The organism is Mycobacterium sp. (assembly GCF_965277065.1).
In the GTDB taxonomy this organism is placed as follows: domain Bacteria; phylum Actinomycetota; class Actinomycetes; order Mycobacteriales; family Mycobacteriaceae; genus Mycobacterium.
In genome coordinates this window covers 269,238-290,933 of record NZ_CBDIBT010000015.1, presented here as the reverse complement: position 1 = coordinate 290,933, position 21,696 = coordinate 269,238, and the positions used below count along the sequence as shown (strand labels likewise).

Annotated in this window: 22 protein-coding genes and 1 pseudogene; 19 read left to right on the top strand and 4 right to left on the bottom strand. The window is 66.7% G+C overall.

Going from position 1 to position 21,696, the window contains the following annotated elements; genetic code table 11:
• Positions 1-18: 18 nt before the first annotated feature.
• From ACQY5A_RS05585 to ACQY5A_RS05575, 3 genes and pseudogenes are all read left to right on the top strand, one after another.
• A complete protein-coding gene (locus ACQY5A_RS05585) occupies positions 19-1,353 on the top strand; it encodes a M20/M25/M40 family metallo-hydrolase (protein WP_428339379.1) in 1,335 nt (444 codons plus the stop codon).
• Between the two features lie 24 nt (positions 1,354-1,377).
• Positions 1,378-1,909: pseudogene (locus tag ACQY5A_RS05580) on the top strand (YbhB/YbcL family Raf kinase inhibitor-like protein).
• A gap of 3 nt (positions 1,910-1,912) precedes the next feature.
• Positions 1,913-2,503: an alpha/beta hydrolase family protein gene (locus tag ACQY5A_RS05575; RefSeq protein WP_428339378.1), complete on the top strand. Its 591-nt coding sequence runs from the start codon at positions 1,913-1,915 to the stop codon at positions 2,501-2,503.
• On the opposite strand, the gene ACQY5A_RS05570 is transcribed toward ACQY5A_RS05575, so the two are convergent.
• The 3 genes from ACQY5A_RS05570 to ACQY5A_RS05560 are packed head-to-tail and all read right to left on the bottom strand — an operon-like array spanning position 2,500 to position 4,822.
• Positions 2,500-3,582 carry a quinone-dependent dihydroorotate dehydrogenase gene (locus ACQY5A_RS05570; RefSeq protein ID WP_428339377.1) on the bottom strand — a complete coding sequence of 361 codons (1,083 nt, stop codon included), beginning with the start codon at positions 3,580-3,582 and terminating at the stop codon, positions 2,500-2,502. The genes ACQY5A_RS05575 and ACQY5A_RS05570 overlap by 4 nt on opposite strands.
• Positions 3,583-3,584: 2 nt before the next feature.
• Positions 3,585-3,848, bottom strand: coding sequence for a DUF5703 family protein (locus ACQY5A_RS05565; protein WP_428339376.1), 264 nt, complete (start codon positions 3,846-3,848; stop codon positions 3,585-3,587).
• Positions 3,845-4,822 carry a YncE family protein gene (locus tag ACQY5A_RS05560; protein WP_428339421.1) on the bottom strand — a complete coding sequence of 326 codons (978 nt, stop codon included), beginning with the start codon at positions 4,820-4,822 and terminating at the stop codon, positions 3,845-3,847. The genes ACQY5A_RS05565 and ACQY5A_RS05560 overlap by 4 nt, the downstream gene beginning before the upstream one ends.
• A gap of 207 nt (positions 4,823-5,029) precedes the next feature.
• Here ACQY5A_RS05560 and ACQY5A_RS05555 point away from each other — a divergent pair, with 207 nt between their 5' ends.
• The 9 genes from ACQY5A_RS05555 to ACQY5A_RS05515 all read left to right on the top strand — a co-directional run bounded on the left by ACQY5A_RS05555 (position 5,030) and on the right by ACQY5A_RS05515 (position 11,935).
• Entirely contained in the window at positions 5,030-5,344 is a 315-nt protein-coding gene (locus ACQY5A_RS05555; RefSeq protein WP_428339375.1) for a hypothetical protein, read from the top strand.
• 76 nt (positions 5,345-5,420) lie between these two features.
• The gene (locus ACQY5A_RS05550; protein WP_428339420.1) at positions 5,421-6,263 is read left to right on the top strand and encodes an undecaprenyl-diphosphate phosphatase; all 843 of its coding nucleotides are present in this window, start codon (positions 5,421-5,423) and stop codon (positions 6,261-6,263) included.
• Complete coding sequence (locus ACQY5A_RS05545) at positions 6,260-6,952, top strand: histidine phosphatase family protein (RefSeq protein WP_428339374.1); 693 nt, start codon at positions 6,260-6,262, stop codon at positions 6,950-6,952. Before ACQY5A_RS05550 ends, ACQY5A_RS05545 begins: the two co-directional genes overlap by 4 nt.
• Before the next feature lie 59 nt (positions 6,953-7,011).
• Positions 7,012-7,599, top strand: coding sequence for a DUF3090 domain-containing protein (locus ACQY5A_RS05540; RefSeq protein ID WP_428339373.1), 588 nt, complete (start codon positions 7,012-7,014; stop codon positions 7,597-7,599).
• Complete coding sequence (locus ACQY5A_RS05535) at positions 7,583-8,398, top strand: SCO1664 family protein (protein ID WP_428339372.1); 816 nt, start codon at positions 7,583-7,585, stop codon at positions 8,396-8,398. Before ACQY5A_RS05540 ends, ACQY5A_RS05535 begins: the two co-directional genes overlap by 17 nt.
• Positions 8,399-8,404: 6 nt before the next feature.
• Positions 8,405-8,911 carry a DUF2505 domain-containing protein gene (locus tag ACQY5A_RS05530; RefSeq protein WP_428339371.1) on the top strand — a complete coding sequence of 169 codons (507 nt, stop codon included), beginning with the start codon at positions 8,405-8,407 and terminating at the stop codon, positions 8,909-8,911.
• A gap of 37 nt (positions 8,912-8,948) precedes the next feature.
• The gene (locus tag ACQY5A_RS05525) at positions 8,949-9,704 is read left to right on the top strand and encodes a 3'(2'),5'-bisphosphate nucleotidase CysQ (RefSeq protein WP_428339419.1); all 756 of its coding nucleotides are present in this window, start codon (positions 8,949-8,951) and stop codon (positions 9,702-9,704) included.
• Positions 9,705-9,783: 79 nt separating this feature from the next.
• Positions 9,784-11,037: a cysteine--1-D-myo-inosityl 2-amino-2-deoxy-alpha-D-glucopyranoside ligase gene (gene mshC, locus ACQY5A_RS05520; protein WP_428339370.1), complete on the top strand. Its 1,254-nt coding sequence runs from the start codon at positions 9,784-9,786 to the stop codon at positions 11,035-11,037.
• 16 nt (positions 11,038-11,053) lie between these two features.
• The gene (locus tag ACQY5A_RS05515) at positions 11,054-11,935 is read left to right on the top strand and encodes an SDR family oxidoreductase (protein WP_428339369.1); all 882 of its coding nucleotides are present in this window, start codon (positions 11,054-11,056) and stop codon (positions 11,933-11,935) included.
• A gap of 14 nt (positions 11,936-11,949) precedes the next feature.
• Here the strand turns inward: ACQY5A_RS05515 and ACQY5A_RS05510 are convergent, their stop codons facing one another.
• A complete protein-coding gene (locus ACQY5A_RS05510) occupies positions 11,950-12,828 on the bottom strand; it encodes a PAC2 family protein (RefSeq protein ID WP_428339368.1) in 879 nt (292 codons plus the stop codon).
• A gap of 67 nt (positions 12,829-12,895) precedes the next feature.
• Here ACQY5A_RS05510 and ACQY5A_RS05505 point away from each other — a divergent pair, with 67 nt between their 5' ends.
• The 7 genes from ACQY5A_RS05505 (at position 12,896) to ACQY5A_RS05475 (ending at position 21,616) form a co-directional block, all read left to right on the top strand.
• Positions 12,896-13,099, top strand: coding sequence for a hypothetical protein (locus ACQY5A_RS05505; RefSeq protein WP_428339367.1), 204 nt, complete (start codon positions 12,896-12,898; stop codon positions 13,097-13,099).
• 202 nt (positions 13,100-13,301) lie between these two features.
• Positions 13,302-16,973: a methionine synthase gene (gene metH / locus ACQY5A_RS05500; protein ID WP_428339418.1), complete on the top strand. Its 3,672-nt coding sequence runs from the start codon at positions 13,302-13,304 to the stop codon at positions 16,971-16,973.
• A gap of 11 nt (positions 16,974-16,984) precedes the next feature.
• The gene (locus ACQY5A_RS05495) at positions 16,985-18,475 is read left to right on the top strand and encodes a sugar porter family MFS transporter (RefSeq protein WP_428339366.1); all 1,491 of its coding nucleotides are present in this window, start codon (positions 16,985-16,987) and stop codon (positions 18,473-18,475) included.
• A 27-nt stretch (positions 18,476-18,502) separates the two neighbouring features.
• Complete coding sequence (locus ACQY5A_RS05490) at positions 18,503-18,784, top strand: phosphoribosyl-ATP diphosphatase (RefSeq protein WP_325690770.1); 282 nt, start codon at positions 18,503-18,505, stop codon at positions 18,782-18,784.
• Positions 18,784-19,674 (top strand): ATP phosphoribosyltransferase, encoded by an 891-nt coding sequence (gene hisG / locus ACQY5A_RS05485; protein WP_428339365.1) that lies wholly within the window; start codon positions 18,784-18,786, stop codon positions 19,672-19,674. The genes ACQY5A_RS05490 and hisG overlap by 1 nt, the downstream gene beginning before the upstream one ends.
• A gap of 95 nt (positions 19,675-19,769) precedes the next feature.
• Positions 19,770-20,249: a DUF4126 family protein gene (locus ACQY5A_RS05480; RefSeq protein ID WP_428339417.1), complete on the top strand. Its 480-nt coding sequence runs from the start codon at positions 19,770-19,772 to the stop codon at positions 20,247-20,249.
• On the top strand, positions 20,246-21,616 hold the full coding sequence (locus tag ACQY5A_RS05475) for an FAD-containing oxidoreductase (protein WP_428339364.1): 1,371 nt from the start codon (positions 20,246-20,248) through the stop codon (positions 21,614-21,616). Before ACQY5A_RS05480 ends, ACQY5A_RS05475 begins: the two co-directional genes overlap by 4 nt.
• Positions 21,617-21,696 lie beyond the last annotated feature (80 nt).

The window sequence follows — 21,696 nt, the reverse complement described above, 5'->3', positions numbered from 1 at the left end:
GTAGGAAAGGTGACTGTGATGGTGCCCGGCGAGAGTCCTGTCGACGACGTCGTCGACATCGTCAGTCGGCTGATCCAGTTCGACACCACCAACACCGGCGACCTCGAGACGACCAAGGGCGAGGCCGAATGTGCCCGCTGGGTGGCCGCGCAGCTCGAGGACGTCGGCTATGAGGTCGAATACCTGGAGTCCGGTGCACCCGGGCGGGGCAACGTGTTCGCCCGCCTTCAGGGTGCGGACAGCTCACGCGGTGCGCTGCTCATCCACGGGCACCTCGACGTGGTGCCTGCGGAACCGGCCGAGTGGAGCGTGCACCCGTTTTCCGGCGCGGTCGAGGATGGCTACGTCTGGGGCCGCGGAGCGGTCGACATGAAAGACATGGTCGGCATGACGGTCGTCTTAGCCCGCCACTTCCGCCGGGCCGGCATCGTCCCGCCGCGTGACTTGGTCTTTGCGTTCCTGGCCGATGAGGAAAACGGCGGCAAGTGGGGCTCGCAGTGGCTGGTGGACAATCGGCCCGACCTGTTCGAGGGCATCACCGAGGCGGTCGGCGAGGTCGGCGGCTTCTCGCTGACGGTGCCGCGCCGCGACGGTGGCGAGCGGCGGCTCTACCTGATCGAAACCGCGGAGAAGAGCATGCACTGGATGCGGTTGACCGCGCACGGTCGACCGGGCCACGGCTCGATGGTCCACGACCAGAATGCGGTCACCACGCTCGCCGAAGCAGTCGCGCGGCTGGGCCGCCACCGCTTCCCGGTCGTGCCGACTGACAGCGTCGTGCAGTTCCTGACCGCCGTCGGCGAAGAAACCGGATTCACCTTCGACACCGATTCGCCCGACTTGGACGGGACCGTCGAGAAGCTCGGGCCGATCGCCCGCATCGTCAAAGCCACGCTGCGCGACACCGCCAATCCGACAATGCTCAAAGCTGGTTACAAAACCAACGTGGTACCCGCGACCGCCGAAGCGATCGTGGACTGCCGGGTGCTTCCCGGCCGTTTAGCGGCCTTCGAGGCCGAGGTCGACGAGCTGATCGGGCCCGACGTCACGCGCGAATGGATCACCACCCTGCCGTCTTATGAGACGACGTTCGACGGTGACCTGGTCGACGCCATGAACGCGGCGCTGCTGTCCGTCGATCCGGACGCCCGGACGGTGCCATACATGCTGTCCGGCGGGACGGATGCAAAAGCTTTCGAGCGCTTGGGTATTCGCTGTTTCGGCTTTGCGCCATTGCGGCTGCCGCCCGATCTGGATTTTGCGGCCTTGTTCCACGGCATCGACGAACGGGTACCCGTAGCCGCGCTGAAGTTCGGCACCGAGGTGCTGGCTCATTTCTTGATGCACTGCTAGCCGTAAACAGAAAGGGGATCGACCATGACCACCACGCCCGACCCGTACGCCGCGCTACCGAAGTTGCCGTCGTTTCATCTGGAGTCGTCGTCATTCGCCGACGGTCAAGCGCTGGCCAACCCGCAGGTCAGCGGGATCATGGGGGCCGGCGGCGAGGATGTCAGCCCGCAGCTGTCCTGGTCGGGATTTCCCGACGGCACAAAAAGTTTCGCGGTGACCGTGTACGACCCGGATGCCCCGACGGCGTCCGGCTTCTGGCACTGGGCGGTGGCCAACCTGCCCGCATCGGTCACCGAACTGCCTGGCCGGTGCAGGTGAGGGCAGCGACCTGCCTGGCGGCGCTTTGACGCTGGTCAACGACGCCGGTGCGCGTCGCTACATCGGCGCGGCGCCGCCCGCGGGCCACGGGCCGCACCACTACTTCGTCGCCGTGCACGCGGTCGACGTCGACAAGCTGGACCTGCCCGAAGATGCCAGCCCGGCGTTCTTGGGTTTCAACCTCTTTCAGCACGCGATCGCGCGAGCCGTGATCCACGCGACCTACGAGCAGAAGTAGCCGATGCCCCCCACACCGCGTGGGTATGTGTTGGTGCTGCCGGGCGGCAGAGTGCGTAGCCAACAATCAGCCCGGCGGTGGCAGTTGGCGAATGTGCGAATGGGATTCGTCGCGGATGCGCTGCGGCGGCGCCTGGGGCCCGAGGTGGACGTGCGCCAGGTGCAGTACCGGCTCCGCGGATGGAACAGCCCGCGCATGGATCCGCTGCGCGACGCCGAACGGGTTCTCGAGGACATCCACCGCCGGTGCCAGCCGGAAAGCATTGCGGTCGTTGGTCATTCGATGGGGGGCCGAGTGGCCGCGCACTTGGCCGCCGGCGGTGGCGTCGGCGCGGTGGTGGCGCTTGCGCCGTGGTGGGAGCACGGCGACGGCGATCTGATCCCGGCCCGCACCAGGCTGCTGGCCGTCCATGGTACCGACGATCACATCACCGACCCTGTCAAGTCCCGTGCCCAGATCGAGCGCGCATGCCAGCGCGGACTCGATGCGCGTTGGGTGGGCATCGAAGGGGTCGGCCATCACATGGTGCGGCGGTGGCATGAATGGCACCGCCTGACCACCGATTTCGTGGTCCAGCAGCTTTCTCTGACCTAACTCGGGCCGGATCCCACCGCATCGCTCAACGAGGCGAACCCGCGCTCGCGTAGCCGCGCGGCCAGGCCGTCGTGAATGTGCTTGGCCCACAAGCCGCCGCCGTAGATGAACCCGGTGTAGCCCTGCAGGAGCGACGCTCCGGCAGTGATCCGGTCCCACGCGTCGTCGACGGTCTCGATGCCACCGACGCTGATCAACGTCAGCCGGCCGCCGACCCGGCCGTAGAGGCGGCGCAGCACCTCACCGGCGCGGGCGCCTATGGGTGGGCCGGAGATGCCGCCACTGCCGAGCTGTTCGACGCCCGGGGTGCTCAGCCCGTCGCGCGACACCGTGGTGTTGGTGGCGACGATGCCAGCCAGACCGAGTTCGACTGCCAGCTCGGCAATGTCGTCGATATCGGTGTCGGCCAGGTCGGGTGCGATCTTCACCAGGACCGGCGTGGACGTCTCTCCCAGCACGGCGGACAGAATCGGCCGCAACGACTCGACGGTCTGCAAATCACGCAGTCCCGGAGTGTTCGGCGAGCTCACGTTGACCACCAGATACGCGGCATGCGGCCCTACCAAGCGGGCGCTGGCACGGTAGTCCTCGGCGGCGTCCTCCGGCGGGGTGATCTTGGTTTTGCCGATGTTGACGCCGATCGGGACGTCTGGACGGTGGGTGGCCAGTCTCGCCGCCAGTGCCGCGGCGCCGTGATTGTTGAATCCCATCCGGTTGAGCAACGCTCGGTCGTCGGGCAGCCGGAACAGCCGCGGCTGCGGGTTGCCGGCCTGTGCCGAAGCGGTGACCGTTCCGACTTCGGCGTAGCCGAAACCCAGTGCGCCCCACACGTTTAGACCGGTGCCGTCTTTGTCGAAGCCGGCGGCCAAACCCAGCGGCCCGGGGAAGTGGACCCCGAACACCGTGCTGGCCAACACCGGGTCGATCGGCGCCAGCCGGCGGCTCAGTTGACGGCGGACCGGTGCGGCGGCGGTGACGCCGCGCAACCCGGCGAACACCACCCCGTGGATCCGTTCGGCGGGCACCAGGAACAGCAAGCGGCGCAGCGCTGCATACGTCGCGGAGGTGTCGGAAGCCACCGTCACAGATCCGGCTGATCGGGGTGCGCACCCGCGGCGTTCTCGGCGCGAGACTTCTTGCGGCGCAACAGCACTCGTCGGCTGCCGTCGGTGTAGAGCCGGACTCGGGTCAGTTCCCAGCCGCGATACTCCGCTTCGATGGACAGTCGGGTGGAGGCGCTGATCCGGGTGACGTCAGGCGGTAAACGCAAAGGCGCCCATTCGTATTCGTCCGACAACTCGGTGTCCCAGCCCACCGGCATCTTGCCGTGCCGCGCCGTGGTCACCGGGGGCCCGCCGCCGCGTGCTCGATGATCTGGACACCGTCGCCGGCGCCCGAGACCACGTAGAGCGTGCCCGCGGCATCGTCGAAGGCCAGCGCGTTGGGTTGCCGCACGGATGGGTACCGTACCTTTTCCAGTGGTGTTCCGGTTGACAGATCGTAACCAACAACACTATTCGCCGAGGTCTGCGACACCCACGCCAGCCCGCGCGAACCGGCGACGCCGTACGGCGACTCCGGGACCGGATAGGCCTGACGAAGAATCAGCGGGTCGACCCCGAACACCAGCAGTTGACCGCCCCGGGTGTCGCTGACCAGCAGCCGGCCCGTCGGATCGGCCGCCAGCGTGGTCGCCCCCTTACCCGCGCGCAGCGACTGACCGATCCTGCCGTCAGCGCCGATAGTGGTGATGGACGTCTGCCCGCGGTCCAGCGCCGCGACGGTATTTCCCTGAGCGGCAAGTGAATCGACGTGAGCGTGAACCTGGATCCGGGTGGGGTCGGACGCCCCGGGCGCAAGTAGGTACAGCACCCCGTCGGCGGTGCCAAGCACCACGGTGCCGTCGGAGCGAAAGCTGATCGCACTGAACTCGACGTGTTGCGCGTCACGGACGCTGCGCTTCGTGAGATGTCCGGCGGACAGGTCGACCTCGAAATACCCACCGCGGGTGGACAAATAGGCGGTACCGGCATTGTTGCCGGCCAATCCGGTCGCCGGTCCTGGCAGCGCGATCACTCGTTGAAATGTTTGCTGGGAATCCATCAGGGCGAGGCTCGCCGGCGCGGTGGGGTCCGGCCCGGGCGACACCACGACCAGCAGCCCGGTGCGGCCGTCGAACACCGCGTTCTGTGGCCGGCCGGCCAGTGAGCGGACCGACCCTGCCGGAGCCGTCGTCAGCGGGGGAGAGATCGCGGCCTGCGCGGGTGCGGCCGAAGGAATGTCGTCAAAGGTCTTCTTCGAGCACGCCGTCGGGAGCATCAGCAAAACCAGCAGCCCGATAGCGGCTCCGCGACGCACGCGTGCATCGCGTTTGCGGTTTGCTGACACAGGGTAACTCTCACGTATTCGGGGGTTCGCCAGTGTAAAAAAGTTGATCCGATTGAAGTTCGATCCTAGGGAACATCGGCCGATGTGGCTCAGGTCTGTCGGAGTTGCCCGGAATGGACAGCGAGGTATGGTCGCCCCATGAGCGTTGCCGAACACGGCCAATTCTCAGATCGAGAGTTTGCTATCGAGGACATGTGGCTGGGGGTTTTCTCCAACAAGGTCCTGGCCAGCGGCTTCGGACAGGTCGGTGACGGCCGAAGTTTCGCGTTCTGCATCGAAGGCCAGCAGTTGCTGGTCGAGGTGTATCGCCCGCGACTCAAAGGTCCGGTACCGCAACCGGAGGACGTTGTTGCCACAGCACGACGCAACGTGGTCGACATCGACATCACCGACGAGCGCAGCTTGGGCGCGGCCGTCCGCGACGCGGTTGCCGTCGCCGAAGCATCCCCCTAGATCCGGCCCGCAAGGCTGTCTGCCCCGGCGGCCGCGGGCACCCGGTACGGTCGTCGTCGTGCATGCGGTGCAGGCGATGTCGTGGTGGCAGGTCGTCGTATTGGCCGTTGTGCAGGGTCTGACCGAGTTTCTGCCGGTCTCGTCCTCGGGCCACCTGGCGATCGTGTCCCGGGTATTCTTCGCCGACGACGCGGGCGCGTCGTTCACGGCCGTCACCCAATTAGGCACTGAGGCAGCCGTTTTGGTGTACTTCGCCCGCGATATCGCGCGGATCCTCGTCGCGTGGTGCCGAGGTCTTTTCGCCGGCCGTGGGCCGCACGCACGTCGCACGGCCGACTATCGGCTGGGCTGGTACGTCATCATCGGCACGATTCCGATCTGCGTGCTCGGCCTGCTCTTCAAAGACCAGATCCGCTCCGGTGTGCGCAACCTGTGGGTGATTGCGACGGCGCTGGTGGTGTTCTCCGCGGTGATCGCCCTGGCCGAACGCGTCGGGAAGCAGAACCGCGATGTCGAGCAACTGACCTGGCGAGACGCCGTCGTCGTGGGAATCGCCCAAACCCTGGCGCTGGTGCCCGGAGTCTCCCGGTCCGGGGCGACGATCAGCGCCGGGCTGTTCCTCGGCCAGCAGCGCGAGCTGTCCGCCCGCTTCGGGTTCCTGCTCGCGATTCCGGCAGTATTCGCCTCCGGGCTGTTCTCGCTGCCCGACGCGTTCCATCCGGTGCTGGAGGGGATGAGCGCGACGGGTGCGCAACTGCTGGTGGCGACGTTGATCGCGTTCGTCGTCGGCTTGGCCGCGGTGGCGTGGTTCCTGCGATTTCTGGTGCGCCACAACATGTATTGGTTCGTCGGCTACCGGGTGGTGGCCGGCGTCGCCGTCTTGATTATGCTGGCCACCGGGGCGGTGAGCGCGACATGACGGTCATCCTGTTGCGGCACGGCCGGTCTACGTCGAACACCGCGCACGTGCTGGCCGGTCGTTCCGAGGGCGTCGAACTCGACGACAAGGGGCGCGAACAAGCCGCCGGGCTGATCGACCGAATCGGTGAGCTGCCGATCCGCGCGGTGGTGAGCTCGCCGCTGCTGAGGTGCCGGCAGACCGTCGAGCCGCTCGCTGCCGCGCTCGGTGTCGAGGTGGAGGGCGACGACCGGCTCGCCGAGGTCGACTACGGCGAGTGGACGGGCCGCAAGCTCGGCGACCTGTTCTCCGAGCCGCTGTGGGCGGTGGTCCAAGCGCATCCCAGCGCGGCAGTGTTTCCCGGCGGCGAAGGGCTGGCCGACGTGCAGGTTCGGGCCGTCGCCGCAGTGCGTGAGCATGACGCGCGGCTGGCTGAGCAGCACAAGGGCGACGTGCTGTGGGTGGCGTGCACGCACGGCGATGTCATCAAGGCGGTCGTCGCCGACGCGCTGGGCTTGCATCTGGACGGCTTCCAGCGGGTCTCCGCCGATCCGGCATCGGTGAGTGTGATCCGTTACACGCGGCTTCGTCCATTCGTGCTGCACTCCAACCACACCGGGGCGAGCTTGACGTCCGCATTGACGCCACCACCGGCTCCCGAGGGCGACACGCCCGCCGACGAGGCGGTCGTCGGCGGCTCGACCGACTGAGCCGTCACCAACGCCGGGATTTACGACTCCGCTGCAACTGCCGGTATTTTGGAAGAGCCATGTCTCGTGCGATCCACGTCTTCCGCTCACCCGACCGATTCGTCGCCGGGACCGTTGGGCAGCCCGGAAACCGCACCTTCTACCTTCAGGCCGTGCACGACGCCCGGGTGGTGTCGGTGGTCCTGGAAAAGCAGCAAGTGGCGGTGCTCGCCGAACGCATCGATGCGCTGCTGGTCGAGGTCAACCGGCGGTTCGGCACCCCCGTTCCGCCCGAGACCGACACGATCGAAGACCTCAGCCCGCTGGTCACCCCCGTCGACGCCGAATTTCGGGTCGGCACCATGGGTTTGGGCTGGGATTCCGAGGCGCAGACCGTGGTCGTCGAATTACTGGCCGTCAGCGACACCGAGTTCGACGCATCGGTCGTGCTGGACGACACCGACGAGGGCCCCGACGCCGTGCGGGTGTTCCTCACGCCGCAGTCGGCCCGCGAGTTCGCCACCCGGTCGAACGCCGTCATCTCCGCCGGCCGGCCGCCGTGCCCGCTGTGTGAGGAACCGCTGGACTCTGACGGGCACATTTGTGCGCGGACGAACGGCTACCGGCGCAGCGCGCTGCTCGGGCCGGACGATGACGCCGAGGACTGACGATCGCGAGGTCCTGCGCACCGGCGAGCTGACGGTCCTGGGACGTATTCGCTCAGCGAGCAACGCCACCTTTCTGTGCGAGGCGACGCTGGACGAGCGCACCGTGCACTGCGTGTACAAACCAGTGTCCGGCGAACAGCCGCTGTGGGACTTCCCCGACGGCACCCTGGCCGGGCGCGAACTCAGCGCCTACCTGGTCTCGGCGCACCTCGGCTGGAATATCGTGCCCTACACGATCATTCGGCACGGACCCGCCGGCCCGGGGATGCTGCAGTTGTGGGTGGACCAGCCCGGTGACACACCTGAGTCCGAGCCCGGGCCGGAGCTCGATCTCGTCGACCTGGTGCCGGCGGATCGCTGTCCGCGCGGCTACCTGCCGGTCCTGCGCGCCTACGACTACGCCGGCGACCCGGTCGAGCTGGTCCACGCCGACGACGTCCGGCTGTGGCGGATGGCGGTGTTCGACGTGCTGGTCAACAATGCCGACCGCAAGGGCGGACACGTGCTGCGCGGCGTCCACGGCGACGTGTACGGCGTGGACCATGGGGTGTGCCTGCACGTCGAGGACAAGCTCCGCACGGTGTTGTGGGGCTGGGCCGGCAAGACCGTCGACGACAACACCTTGGAGAAGGTGTCCTGCCTGGTCGACGCGCTGGCCGACTCGCTCGGGGATGTGCTGGCCGAACACATCACCAGCGCGGAGATCGCCGCACTCCGGCTGCGCGGCCGCGTGTTGCTCGCCCACCCGGTGATGCCGGGGCCGGATCGCCACCGCCCGATTCCCTGGCCCGCGTTCTAGCCGCCGATGTCTCGCTCGCTGGCACTGTCGCTCGACGCTCCCGTCGAAGTCGGCGAAATCCTGGCGGCGTTCGCCGACGAGGACTACTGGCAGGCGCGGCTGGCCGCGTTCGACGGCGGCACCGCGACGCTGGACTCGCTAGCCGTCGACCCGGACGGAAGCGTGACGGCGGTCCTGACGGTCAGCCTGTTCGCGAACCGCCTGCCGAAGGTGGTCACCGCTCTGGTTCCCGGCGACTTCGAGATGGCCCGCATCGAGACGTGGCACCCCATCGCCGATGGTCACGCACGCGGCACGATCGACGTCTCGGTTCCCGGCGCACCCGTGTCCGCGGTCGGGAAGGTATCGCTGGGAACGGTGGGCGACGCGGCGCGGCTGGACTTCACCACCACCGTGCAGGTGAACATCCCGCTGGTCGGCGGTCAGGTGGAAAACTTCATTGTCAACCGGCTCGGCGACGAGATCAGCGCAGTTCAACGCTTCACCAACAACTGGATCGTGAAGAACCGCTGACCCCGTCGGAGATACTGGACCCGTGACCCCTGATCCCATGAGCGACGCCACGCTGGCCGCCGACCTTGCCGACGAGGCAGGAAGGCTGTTGCTCAACGTGCGCGACCGGGTGGGCTTCGATCACCCCTGGCTGCTCGGGGACGAGGGCGACAGCCAGGCCAACGCGTTGTTGCTCAGGCGATTACACGCCGAGCGCCCGGGCGACGCAGTACTCAGCGAAGAGGCCTACGACGACCTGAACCGGCTGAAATCCGACCGGGTCTGGATCGTCGATCCGCTGGACGGAACCCGCGAGTTCTCCTGGGAGGGTCGCGACGACTGGGCCGTGCACGTCGCGCTGTGGCAGCGCCACGGCGGCCCGAACGGGGCGATCACCGACGCCGCGGTTTCCTTGCCCGCGATGGGGGAGTTGCATCGCAGCGACACCGTAACCGCGCCCACCGCAGAGCTTTCCGGCCCGATTCGGATCACCGCCAGCTCCAACCGTCCACCGGCTGTGCTGTACTACCTGGCCCGTCAGCTCGACGTCGAATTCGTCCGGATCGGTTCGGCCGGCGCCAAGGCGATGTCGGTGATTCGCGGCGACGCCGACGCCTACATCCACGCCGGTGGGCAGTGGGAGTGGGACTCGGCCGCGCCCGCGGGCGTGATTCTCGCCGCCGGGATGCACGCCTCGCGGCTGGACGGCTCGGAGATGATCTACAACCGTCCGGACCCCTACTTGCCCGACTTCCTGATGTGCCGCACCGAGCTGGCGGATCTGCTGCTGGGTGCGATCCGGTTGGCGAGCTAGCGACGCGCCCCGGCTTGATTGTCGGGTTCCTCAGCGGGCCTGGTACGGCCCGCATCGTCGCCCGCCTAAAGTCGACGGTATGCAGTCCTGGCCATCGGCACCCGTAATGCCGTTGCCGGGACGCGGTCCGGAACTGCGGCTGTTCGACAGCTCCGATCGGCAGGTGCGTCCGGTGGCGGCCGGCGCGACAGCCACCATGTATGTCTGCGGCATCACGCCATACGACGCCACTCACCTCGGCCACGCCGCGACCTATCTGGCCTTCGATCTGATCCACCGAATCTGGCGCGACCTCGGCCACGACGTGCACTACGTGCAGAATGTCACCGACGTCGATGACCCACTGTTCGAGCGGGCCAACCGCGACGGCATCGACTGGCGCGAGCTGGCGGCCCGGGAGGTCGAGCTGTACCGCCAGGACATGGCGGCGCTGCGGGTGCTGCCACCCCGGGAGTACGTCGCGGCCACCGACGCGGTGGCCGAGGTCATCGAGCTGGTGGAGAAGATGCTGGCCTCCGGGGCTGCCTACGTCGTAGAGGACGCCGAATTCCCCGACGTCTATTTCCGCGCTGACGCCACGCCGCAGTTCGGCTACGAGTCGGGCTACGACCGCGACACCATGCTGACGCTGTTCGCCGAACGCGGCGGCGACCCGGACCGGGCCGGCAAGAGCGATCAGCTCGACGCGTTGCTGTGGCGCTCCGCGCGGCCCGGTGAGCCGAGCTGGCCCTCACCCTTCGGTACCGGCCGGCCGGGTTGGCACGTCGAATGCGCGGCGATCGCGCTCAGCCGCATCGGCAGTGGCCTGGACATCCAGGGCGGTGGCAGCGACCTGATCTTCCCGCATCACGAGTTCACCGCCGCGCACGCTGAATCCGTCAGCGGCGAAAGGCGATTCGCCGGGCACTACGTGCACGCCGGCATGATCGGCTGGAACGGACACAAGATGTCCAAGAGCCGCGGCAATTTGATTCTGGTGTCCGGGTTGCGGGCCGAGGGCGTCGAGCCCGCCGCGATCCGGCTGGGATTGCTGGCCGGGCATTACCGAGCCGACCGCGAGTGGTCGCCGCGGGTGCTCGAGGATGCCAACGCCCGGCTGCAGCGATGGCGGGCTGCGACCTCCATGCCCGCCGGGCCGGACGTCACCGACCTGATCGCCCGAGTCCGGCAATACCTGGCCGACGATCTCGACACGCCCAAAGCGATTGCCGCACTGGATGGTTGGACGACCGACGCGCTGGAATACGGCGGACATGACGCCGATTCGCCACCGGCGGTGGCCGCGTTGACGGATGCGCTACTGGGAGTGGAACTGTCCTCGGCGCGCCAGTAGCAGGTAGGTTGCCGCCATGACGTCAGTTGACTCGCAAGTCGTATTCATCACCGGCGGCGCCCACGGAATCGGAGCCGAAGTCGCCCGCCGCCTGCACGCCAAGGGCGCCAAGCTGGTGCTGACCGACGTGGATGCCGCCGCACTGGCGGCGATCTCCGGCGAACTCGGCGGCGACGAGCGGGTGCTCACCGTGGTCGCGGATGTTCGCGACCTGTCCGCCATGAACTCTGCCGCCGAGCAGGCCGTCGACAAATTCGGCGGAATCGACTCGGTGGTGGCCAACGCCGGCATTGCGAGCTACGGATCAGTGCTGCAGGTCGACCCGCTGGCGTTCCAGCGGGTGATCGACATCAATCTGGTCGGCGTCTTCCACACCGTGCGCGCCACGCTGCCCGCCGTGATCGGGTGCCAGGGCTACGTGCTGATCGTCTCGTCGCTGGCCGCGTTCGCGGCGGCGCCCGGCATGATCCCGTACGACGCCTCCAAGGCCGGCGTCGAACATCTGGCCAACGCGCTGCGCTTGGAGGTCGCCGGCCATGGCGTCACCGTCGGCTCGGCGCACATGTCCTGGATCGACACGGCGCTGGTCCGCGACACCAAGGCCGACTTGCCGTCGTTCACTGAACTGCTGTCCAAACTGCCCTGGCCGCTGAACAAGACCACCTCGGTGGACGACTGCGCAGCAGCTTTCGTCAAGGGCATCGAGCAACGCAAACGGCGGGTCTACTGCCCGGGCTGGGTGGGCTGGCTCCGCTGGCTCAAACCGGTGCTGTCGACCCCGGTCGGCGAGAATGCTGTCGCCAAGACGGCGACGGAACTGCTGCCGAGGATGGACGAGGAAGTCAAGGCGCTGGGCCGATCCACCAGCGCCTACAACCGGGCGCTGGACAAGCCCTAGACCCGATTGCCGGGCTAGCGGCCGAAACCGGGTCGACGCCGGCGCAGGTATCGCTCGAACTCCGCGGCCAGTGCGTCGCCGTCGATCTTGCCCAGTGCCTCGGTCATGTCGACCTCGGCATCGCCGCGCTGCTCCAAAGACTGCACGTACTCGGCGATCTCGTCGTCGTCGGTCGTCATCTCGGTGACCGCCAATTCCCACTCCTCGGCCTGCGCGGGCAGGTCGGCCAGCGGAACCTCGATGTCGAGCACTTCCTCGACCCGGCGCAGCAGGGCGACAGTCGCTTTGGGGCTAGGCGGTTGTGACACGTAATGCGGCACCGCCGCCCAGAAGGTGACCGCCGGTATGCCGGCCGCCACGCAGGCGTCCTGAAACACCCCGGCAATGCCGGTCGGCCCCTCGTAGCGGGTTTCCTGGAGCCCGAAGCGTTGCGCCGACTCGGGGGAGTAGGCCGCGCCGGACACCGGCACCGGCCGGGTGTGCGGCGCGTCGGCCAGCAGGGCGCCCAAGATCACCACGGTGTCAACATTGAGCTTGTCGGCGACAGCCAGCAGCTCGGCGCAGAAGGTGCGCCACCGCATGTTCGGCTCGACGCCGTGCATCAGCACGATGTCGCGGTCGGCGCCCGGCGGGCGGCAGTGCGAGATCCGCATCGACGGCCACACCAGTTCCCGCGTCACACCGTCGACCTGCCGGATGACCGGGCGGTTCACCTGATAGTCGTAGTAGGCCTCGTCGTCGATCTCGACAATCGGATCGGCCTCCCAGATGGCGTCCAGATGCTCGAGCGCATCGCTGGCCGCGTCACCCGCGTCATTCCAGCCCTCGAACGCAGCAACGACGATCGTGTTGTGCAATTCGGGGAACGAGGCGCTGACATCCGGCGAGGTCACGCAATTAGGGTACGGCTTGATCAACATGGCGGCGCGCAGAGCAGCGGCTGTTTTCGATAGTCCGGCCGTGCTTATTGCGCCGAAGGGGCTGCTGGACGACGTCGACAACCGGCGCCAACGCGGCCGAGACGAAATACGTTCGGCGGCAATCTGGTTAACCTCTGGTAATTACGAGACTGCCGACAGGATCCGCCAGCTGGTGCCTGACCGCGCCGCGATCGACGAGCCGGTCGGGTCCAGCTGGGCGTCCGGACGTCGGCTGACGACGTAGACTTTTCTGGTCGAGAGGCGTTGCAACGGTTCTCCGGTCCCACCGGTATCCGCCACGCTCGGCAGAGTCAAGGACGCCTTCCGCTGAGGAAGGAGCGCACGTGACGGTCCCCGAGAAGACGATTTCTGAGTCGGATACCTTCGTGCCGAACATCCGCCCCGACTGCACCGATGAACTCACGGCTGCGCTCGGCCAGCGGATCATGGTGATCGACGGCGCGATGGGCACCGCGATCCAGCGGGACCGGCCCGACGAGGCCGGTTACCGCGGTGACCGGTTCACGGAGTGGCCGACCGCCCTGCAGGGCAACAACGATCTGCTCACTCTGACGCAGCCCCAGATCATCGAGGGGATCCACCAGGAATACCTCGAAGCGGGCGCCGACATCCTGGAGACCAACACCTTCAACGCGAACGCGGTCTCGCTCTCCGACTACGACATGGCGGACCTCAGTTACGAGCTGAACCACGCCGGCGCCGCCCTGGCGCGGGCGGCCGCCGACAAGTTCAGCACCCCCGAGAAGCCCCGCTACGTCGCGGGAGCAATCGGGCCCACGACGCGGACCGCCTCGATCTCGCCCGACGTCAACGACCCCGGCGCCCGCAACGTCTCCTACGACCAACTGGTCGCCGCCTATCTCGAGGCCGCCAACGGCCTGGTCGACGGCGGTTCCGACCTGATCATCATCGAGACGATCTTTGACTCGCTGAACGCCAAGGCCGCGGTGTTCGCCGTCGAGACGCTGTTCGAGGAACGGGGGCGCCGCTGGCCGGTGGTCATCTCGGGCACCATCACCGATGCCTCCGGGCGGACGCTGTCCGGCCAGGTCACCGAGGCGTTCTGGAACGCGATCAGGCACGCGAAGCCGATCGCGGTCGGCCTCAACTGCGCCCTGGGCGCACCGGAGATGAGGCCGTACATCGCCGAGGTGGCGCGGATCGCGGACACCTTCGTGTCCTGCTACCCAAACGCCGGTCTGCCCAACGCCTTCGGCGAGTACGACGAGTCCCCGGAGCGGCAGGCCGGCTACATCGCCGAGTTCGCTGAGGCCGGATTGGTCAACTTGGTCGGTGGCTGCTGCGGAACGGCACCGCCGCATATCGCCGAGATCGCCAAGGTCGTCGACGGCGTGAGACCGAGGGAAGTGCCGCACGCTTCCGTGGCCACCCGGCTCTCGGGGCTCGAGCCGCTCAACATCACCGACGACTCGTTGTTCGTCAACATCGGTGAACGCACCAACATCACCGGCTCCGCCCGGTTCCGCAACCTGATCAAGGCCGAGGACTACGACAGCGCGTTGTCGGTAGCCCTGCAGCAGGTCGAGGTCGGTGCGCAGGTCATCGACATCAACATGGACGAGGGCATGATCGACGGCATCGCCGCGATGGACCGGTTCACCAAGCTGATCGCGTCCGAGCCCGACATCAGCCGCGTCCCGGTGATGATCGACTCCTCGAAGTGGGATGTGATCGAGGCGGGCCTGAAGAACGTGCAGGGCAAGCCGATCGTCAACTCGATCTCGATGAAGGAGGGCGAGGAGAAGTTCGTCAGGGAAGCGCGGTTGTGCCGTAAATACGGCGCCGCCGTCGTCGTGATGGCCTTCGATGAGCAGGGTCAGGCTGACAACCTGGAGCGCCGCAAGGAAATCTGCGGGCGCGCCTACCGGATCCTGACCGAAGAGGTCGGCTTCCCGGCCGAGGACATCATCTTCGACCCGAACTGCTTCGCGCTGGCGACCGGCATCGAGGAGCACGCAACCTACGGGATCGACTTCATCGAGGCCTGCGCCTGGATCAAGGAGAACCTTCCGGGGGTGCACATCTCCGGCGGTATCTCGAACGTGTCGTTCTCGTTCCGGGGTAACAACCCCGTCCGCGAGGCGATCCACGCGGTGTTCCTGTTCCACGCCATCAAGGCCGGCCTGGACATGGGCATCGTCAATGCCGGCGCGTTGGTGCCCTACGACTCGATCGACGCCGAGCTGCGGGACCGAATCGAGGACGTCGTCCTGAACCGTCGCGAGGATGCGGCCGAGAGACTTTTGGAAATCGCTGAACGGTTCAACAGCGATGAGAAGGCTGAGGACCCGGTGGCAGCCGAGTGGCGCAGCCTCCCGGTCCGCGAGCGGATCACGCACGCCCTGGTCAAGGGCATCGACGCCAACGTCGACGCCGATACCGAGGAATTGCGAGCCGAGATCGCCGCGGCAGGGGGTCGGCCGATCGAAGTGATCGAAGGCCCGCTGATGGACGGCATGAACGTCGTCGGCGACCTCTTCGGTGCGGGCAAGATGTTCCTGCCCCAGGTCGTGAAGTCGGCCCGGGTGATGAAGAAGGCCGTGGCGTACCTGCTGCCGTTCATCGAGGCGGAGAAGGAGCAGTCCGGTACCACCTCGAATAAAGACACCAACGGCACGATCATCATGGCGACGGTGAAAGGCGACGTCCACGACATCGGCAAGAACATCGTCGGGGTCGTCCTGCAGTGCAACAACTACGAAGTAATCGACCTCGGTGTGATGGTGCCTGCCCAGAAGATCCTGGACGCGGCGAAGGAGCACAACGCCGACATCATCGGCCTGTCCGGTCTGATCACCCCGTCCCTGGACGAGATGGTCAACTTCGCCGTCGAAATGGAACGTGAGGGTCTGGAGATCCCGCTGCTGATCGGTGGCGCGACCACCTCGCGCGCGCACACGGCCGTGAAGGTGTCGCCGCGTCGTAGCGGTCCGGTGGTCTGGGTCAAGGACGCGTCCCGCTCGGTGCCGGTCGCTGCGGCACTCCTCGACGACAAGCAGCGTCCAGCCCTGCTCGAGGCCACCGAAACCGACTACGCAGCCCTGCGCGAACGGCACGCCCAGAAGAGTGAGCGGCCGATGCTGACGCTGGAGAAAGCCCGCGCGAACCGGACGCCGATCGAGTGGGACGGCTACACGCCACCGGTGCCCGCCCAGGGTCTCGGCGTGCGGGAGTTTCTCGACTACGACATCGCCGAGCTCCGCGAGTACATCGACTGGCAGCCGTTCTTCAACGCCTGGGAGATGAAGGGACGGTTCCCCGACATCCTCAACAACCCGGTGTCGGGCGAGACTGCCCGCAAGCTGTACGACGACGCCCAGGAGATGCTCGACACCCTGATCAAAGAGAAGTGGCTGACGGCCAACGGGGTGATCGGTTTCTTCCCGGCTAACGCGGTGGGCTCCGGTAATGAAGACATCGAGGTCTACACCGACGAGTCCCGTACGGAGACGCTGACCTCGTTGCACAACCTGCGCCAGCAGGGCGAGCACCGGGATAGCATCCCGAACCGGTCACTGGGTGACTACATCGCGCCCAAGGACACCGGTCTGGCTGACTATGTCGGCGCCTTCGCGGTCACCACGGGGCTGGGCATCCACGACAGGATCGCGGCCTTCAAGGCTGCCAACGACGACTACAACGGGATCCTGCTGGAATCGCTGGCCGACCGGCTGGCCGAGGCGTTCGCCGAGCGGATGCACCAACGGGTCCGCAAGGAGTTCTGGGGATTTCAGCCCGACGAGGAGCTGGACAACGAGTCCCTGATCGGTGAGAAGTACCGGGGAATCCGCCCTGCCCCCGGCTACCCGGCCTGCCCGGAGCACACCGAGAAGGCGACCCTCTGGGAGATGATGGACGTCCAGCAGCGGACCGGTATCGAGCTGACCGAGTCGATGGCGATGTGGCCCGGTGCTGCCGTGAGCGGCTGGTACTTCTCGCACCCGCAGTCGCAGTACTTCGTGGTCGGCCGAATGGCGCAGGACCAGGTCGCCGATTACGCGAAGCGCAAGGGCTGGAGCCTGCAGGAGGCTGAGCGCTGGCTCGGCCCCAACCTCGGCTACAACCCCGAGGACTGACCCTGACCGCCATGGCCGCTGACGACGCCGGCGGCGAATTGCCGACGGCTACTGCACACGAAGATCTGCCCGTCGACCCGCGCGCCGCGCGGGCTGCATTCCGGTCCGCCGTTCGCTTCGCGTCGGTGGCCGCGGTCGGTGGATTGCTCTTCGGCTTCGACATTTCCGTGACCAACCGTGCGGTCAAGGCCCTTCAGGCCGATTTTCACATCGGCAACGCACTGCTGGGCTTCGCTGCCGCGTCGGGAGTACTGGGTGCGGCGATCGGAGCGGTGTGGGCCGGCCGGATCGGCGACCGGATGGGTCGCCTGACGCTGATGAAGCTTTCGGCCGCATCGTTTTTCGTGTGCGGGCTCGGTGCCGGCTTGGCACCCGACGTCTGGATTTTCATCCTCTTCCACCTCATCGGTGGTATCGGCATCGGCTTCTCGTCAGTGGCGGCCCCGGCTTACATCGCCGAGATCTCACCGCCGCGGTACCGCGGCCGACTCGGCTCCCTACAGCAACTCGCCATCGTGTGCGGGCTGTTCGGTTCGCTGGCACTGACCTGGGTGCCGTTCCAGCTCGCCGGCGGTGCCGGTAAGCCGCTGTGGTTGGGCCTACATGCGTGGCGCTGGACCTTTCTCTGCGAGATGATTTTAGCGCTGCTGTACTTCGCGCTGCTCTTCACGATCTCCGAGTCGCCGCGCTACCTGGTTGCCAGACAACAGATTTCGCAGGCCCGCCGGGTGCTGGGGCAACTGCTGAGCCCCCGCGACGTGGAGCCGACGATCACCCGTATCGCCGGCTCCCTCGAACAGGAAAAGCGGCAGTCGTGGCGCGACTTGCGCAAACCGACGGGCGGTCTCTACGGCATCGTCTGGGTCGGTCTGGGCCTGGCGGTTTTTCAGCAATTCGTCGGCATCAACGTGATCTTCAACTACTCCGATCTGCTTTGGGAGGCAGTGGGATTCGGCGAGAAATCGTCGTTCACCATTGCGTTGGTGACAACCGGGGTCAACGTGTTGATCACCTTGGTGGCGATCGCACTGATCGACCGGGTCGGTCGCAGACCGCTGCTGCTGGCGGGATCTGCGGGCATGTCGCTGATGCTGATCGCCATGACGGTCGTGTTCGCCGGCGCATCGTTCCGCAACGGTCAGCCACAACTCGGCGGAGCTTCCGGAATCGTCGCTTTGGCCGCCGCCGACTTGTTCGTGGTCGCGTTTGCCGTGTCCTGGGGTCCGGTGCTGTGGGTGCTGCTGGGCGAGATGTTCCCCAACCGCATTCGGTCGGCGGCGCTGGGACTGGCGTCGGGCGTGCAGTGGCTGGCCAACTGGACCATTGCGGTGACGTTCCCCGCGCTCCGGCACGCCCTGGGCGCGGCCTACTGCTTCTACGCGCTGTGCGCGGTGCTGTCGTTCGTTTTTGTCTGGCGGTGGGTGCGGGAAACCAACGGCGTCTCGTTGGAAGACATGCCCGACGGGGCGCATCATGTCGGCGGCGCACCCGCCGCCAGCTGAAACCGCCGTGACTTTGCCCAGCTGCCCGTGAAACAATCGCTGGCCGTGAAGACCTTCGAGGATTTGTTTGCCGAACTCGGTGAACGTGCCCGCACCCGTCCGCCCGGCAGCGGCACCGTCGCCGCGCTGGACAGCGGCGTGCATACGCTGGGCAAGAAGATCCTCGAAGAGGCCGGTGAAGTGTGGCTGGCCGCCGAGCACGAATCCGACGAGGCTCTGGCCGAAGAAATCAGCCAGTTGCTGTACTGGGCTCAGGTTTTGATGATCGCCCGCGGGCTCACGCTCGACGACGTCTACCGGAAACTCTGATGACGCCGCCCCACCGCAACGGCTCGACCAATCTGCGCGTCGCGGTCCCCAACAAGGGAGCGTTGAGCGAGTCGGCCCTCGAGATTCTGTCCGAGGCCGGCTACCGGCGACGCACCGATCCCAAAGACCTGTCCGTCATCGACCCGCACAACCACGTCGAGTTCTTCTTCCTGCGCCCCAAGGACATCGCTATCTACGTCGGCTCCGGCGAGCTCGACTTCGGCATCACCGGGCGGGATTTGGCGTGGGAGTCGCGCGCACCGGTGCACGAGCGGCTTGCGCTCGGCTTCGGGTCGTCCACTTTTCGGTACGCCGCGCCGGCCGGGCGCGACTGGAAGATCAACGATCTGGCAGGTAGACGCATCGCCACCGCGTATCCCAACATCGTGCGACGAGATTTGGCGGCCCGCGGTATTGAGGCGACCGTGATCCGGCTCGACGGCGCTGTGGAGATCTCGATACAGCTTGGAGTGGCCGACGCGATCGCCGACGTGGTGGGCTCGGGTCGCACCCTGAACGTGCACAACCTGGTGGCCTTCGGTGAGACGCTGTGCGACTCGGAAGCGGTCCTCATCGAACAGATCGATCCCAATGCTGCAAACCGGCCGGACGCCGCCGCCCGCGATCAACTGGTCGGCCGGGTGCAGGGCGTGGTGTTCGGCCAGCAGTACCTGATGCTGGATTACGACTGCCCGCGTTCGGTTCTCGACGACGCCACGGCGATCACCCCTGGTCTGGAATCGCCCACAATCGCTCCGCTGGCCGACCCCGACTGGGTTGCCGTGCGGGCGTTGGTGCCACGCCGAGGGGTCAACGCGATCATGGATGACCTCGCGGCGATCGGCGCGAAAGCGATACTGGCGTCGGACGTCCGGTTCTTCCGGTTCTGATCTTGTATGCGCCGCTGCAGGTGGGTGCGCTGTGTTAGCGTCCGGCTACTGCAGCGTTTGTTTGCCGAACCCCGAGGAGCGGTTGCATGTCGCATATGACGCATTTCTACGTTCTGCTGCTGGCTCTCGGAATCGGCGTGATCGCCGGTTTGCGAACCTTCACCGCCCCGGCTGTCGTTGCCTGGGCCGCGGTGTTGCACTGGATCAACCTGAGCGGAACGTGGGCGTCGTGGGTCGGCAACCTGATCACCGCCATCGTCTTCACCGTGCTTGCGTTGGGTGAGCTCTTTCTCGACCAACAGCCCAAAACACCGCACCGAACGGCACCGCCGGCATTTATCGGTCGGATCATTTCGGGTGGCTTCGCGGGGGCTGTTGTCGGCACCGCGTGGGCCGTCACCTGGAGTGCGCTCGGCGCCGGCGTGATCGGCGCGGTCCTGGGCACCCTCGGCGGCTACCACGCACGCGCCCGGCTGGCCACGTCGTTCGGCCGCGACCTGCCGGCTGCCCTGCTTGAAGATGTCGTGGCGGTAGGCGGCGGATTCGCCCTCGCCGCGCTCACAGCCGCTCTGTGACACAGCGTTTCGACGCGATCGTCGTCGGCGCCGGCCAGGCCGGGCCCCCGCTGGTTGGTCGGCTGACCGCAGCGGGCCACACCGTGGCGATGGTAGAGCGCAAGCTGATCGGTGGCACCTGCGTCAACACCGGGTGCATTCCGACCAAGACGCTGGTGGCCAGCGCGCATGCCGCGCATATGGCCCGCCGCGGCCCCGACTACGGTGTCAACACCGGCCCGGTCAGCGTCGACATGTCAAAAGTCAAGGCGCGCAAGGACGGCATCGTTCTCGATGACCGCAAGGGTGTCGAAGACTGGCTGGACGGCATGGACGGCTGCACCGTCTTTCGCGGGCACGCCCAGTTCGAAGACCCGCACACGCTGCGGGTCGGCGACGACACGTTGCAGGCTGACCGCGTTTTCCTCAACGTCGGCGGCCGCGCGGTCGTGCCGGACATTCCCGGGCTCTCCGACGTCGACTACCTCACCAATGTGTCGATCCTCGAACTCGACACGGTGCCCGAACATCTCGTCGTCGTCGGTGGCAGCTACATTGCGCTGGAATTCGCCCAGATGTACCGCCGGTTCGGCGCGCGGGTGACCGTCGTCGAAAAAGGTCCCCGACTGACCGCCCGCGAAGACGAGGATGTCTCCGAGACCATTCGGACGATTTTGGAGAATGAAGGCGTTCAGGTCATTCTCGACGCCAGTGATATCCGGATAGCCAAGCGGGACAATGGATTCGAATTAACTCCGAAGGCCGATGGCGCATCGGTGGCGGGCAGCCACCTGTTGCTGGCCGTGGGTCGGCGCCCCAACACCGACGATCTCGGACTCGTGCGGGCCGGCGTTGACACCGATGACCATGGATACGTCGTGGTCGACGACCAACTGAGAACGAGCGTCGATCACATCTGGGCCATGGGCGACTGCAACGGCAAGGGTGCGTTCACCCACACCTCGTACAACGATTTCGAGATTGTCGCCGCCAATTTGCTCGACGACGACCCGCGGCGAGTGAGCGACCGGATTACCGCTTATGCCCTCTACATCGACCCGCCGCTGGGACGTGCCGGGATGACCGCAGAGCAGGTTCGGGCGTCCGGCCGTCCCGCGCTGATCTGTAAACGGCCGATGACCATGGTCGGTCGGGCCGTGGAAAAGGGTGAGACACAAGGGTTTATGAAAATCGTGGTCGACGCCGACACGAAAGAGATACTGGGCGCGGCCGTTCTTGGTGTTGGCGGCGACGAGGTCATTCACTGCATTCTCGACATGATGTCGGCCAAGGCTCCCTTCACAACGCTGGAGCGCACGATGCATATTCACCCGACGGTCTCTGAGCTGATACCGACGATGCTGCATGAGATGTCGCCGCTCCATTAGTGCCGCGCCACTTGACCAGACCGACTGGCTGGTGTCGGTGCTAAAGTCGACCGGCGCGGGCCGATTCGCTGAGCCCGATA

Coding starts and splice junctions, on each gene's coding strand:
- ACQY5A_RS05555 (WP_428339375.1), top strand. CDS start 5,030: ATGAGCGTTGCCGAACACGGCCAATTCTCAGATCGAGAGTTTGCTATC.
- ACQY5A_RS05525 (WP_428339419.1), top strand. CDS start 8,949: ATGAGCGACGCCACGCTGGCCGCCGACCTTGCCGACGAGGCAGGAAGG.
- ACQY5A_RS05550 (WP_428339420.1), top strand. CDS start 5,421: ATGTCGTGGTGGCAGGTCGTCGTATTGGCCGTTGTGCAGGGTCTGACC.
- ACQY5A_RS05495 (WP_428339366.1), top strand. CDS start 16,985: ATGGCCGCTGACGACGCCGGCGGCGAATTGCCGACGGCTACTGCACAC.
- ACQY5A_RS05540 (WP_428339373.1), top strand. CDS start 7,012: ATGTCTCGTGCGATCCACGTCTTCCGCTCACCCGACCGATTCGTCGCC.
- ACQY5A_RS05530 (WP_428339371.1), top strand. CDS start 8,405: ATGTCTCGCTCGCTGGCACTGTCGCTCGACGCTCCCGTCGAAGTCGGC.
- metH (WP_428339418.1), top strand. CDS start 13,302: ATGGTGATCGACGGCGCGATGGGCACCGCGATCCAGCGGGACCGGCCC.
- ACQY5A_RS05575 (WP_428339378.1), top strand. CDS start 1,913: ATGCCCCCCACACCGCGTGGGTATGTGTTGGTGCTGCCGGGCGGCAGA.
- ACQY5A_RS05560 (WP_428339421.1), bottom strand. CDS start 4,822: ATGCTCCCGACGGCGTGCTCGAAGAAGACCTTTGACGACATTCCTTCG.
- ACQY5A_RS05585 (WP_428339379.1), top strand. CDS start 19: ATGGTGCCCGGCGAGAGTCCTGTCGACGACGTCGTCGACATCGTCAGT.
- hisG (WP_428339365.1), top strand. CDS start 18,784: ATGACGCCGCCCCACCGCAACGGCTCGACCAATCTGCGCGTCGCGGTC.
- ACQY5A_RS05480 (WP_428339417.1), top strand. CDS start 19,770: ATGACGCATTTCTACGTTCTGCTGCTGGCTCTCGGAATCGGCGTGATC.
- mshC (WP_428339370.1), top strand. CDS start 9,784: ATGCAGTCCTGGCCATCGGCACCCGTAATGCCGTTGCCGGGACGCGGT.
- ACQY5A_RS05535 (WP_428339372.1), top strand. CDS start 7,583: ATGACGCCGAGGACTGACGATCGCGAGGTCCTGCGCACCGGCGAGCTG.
- ACQY5A_RS05545 (WP_428339374.1), top strand. CDS start 6,260: ATGACGGTCATCCTGTTGCGGCACGGCCGGTCTACGTCGAACACCGCG.
- ACQY5A_RS05515 (WP_428339369.1), top strand. CDS start 11,054: ATGACGTCAGTTGACTCGCAAGTCGTATTCATCACCGGCGGCGCCCAC.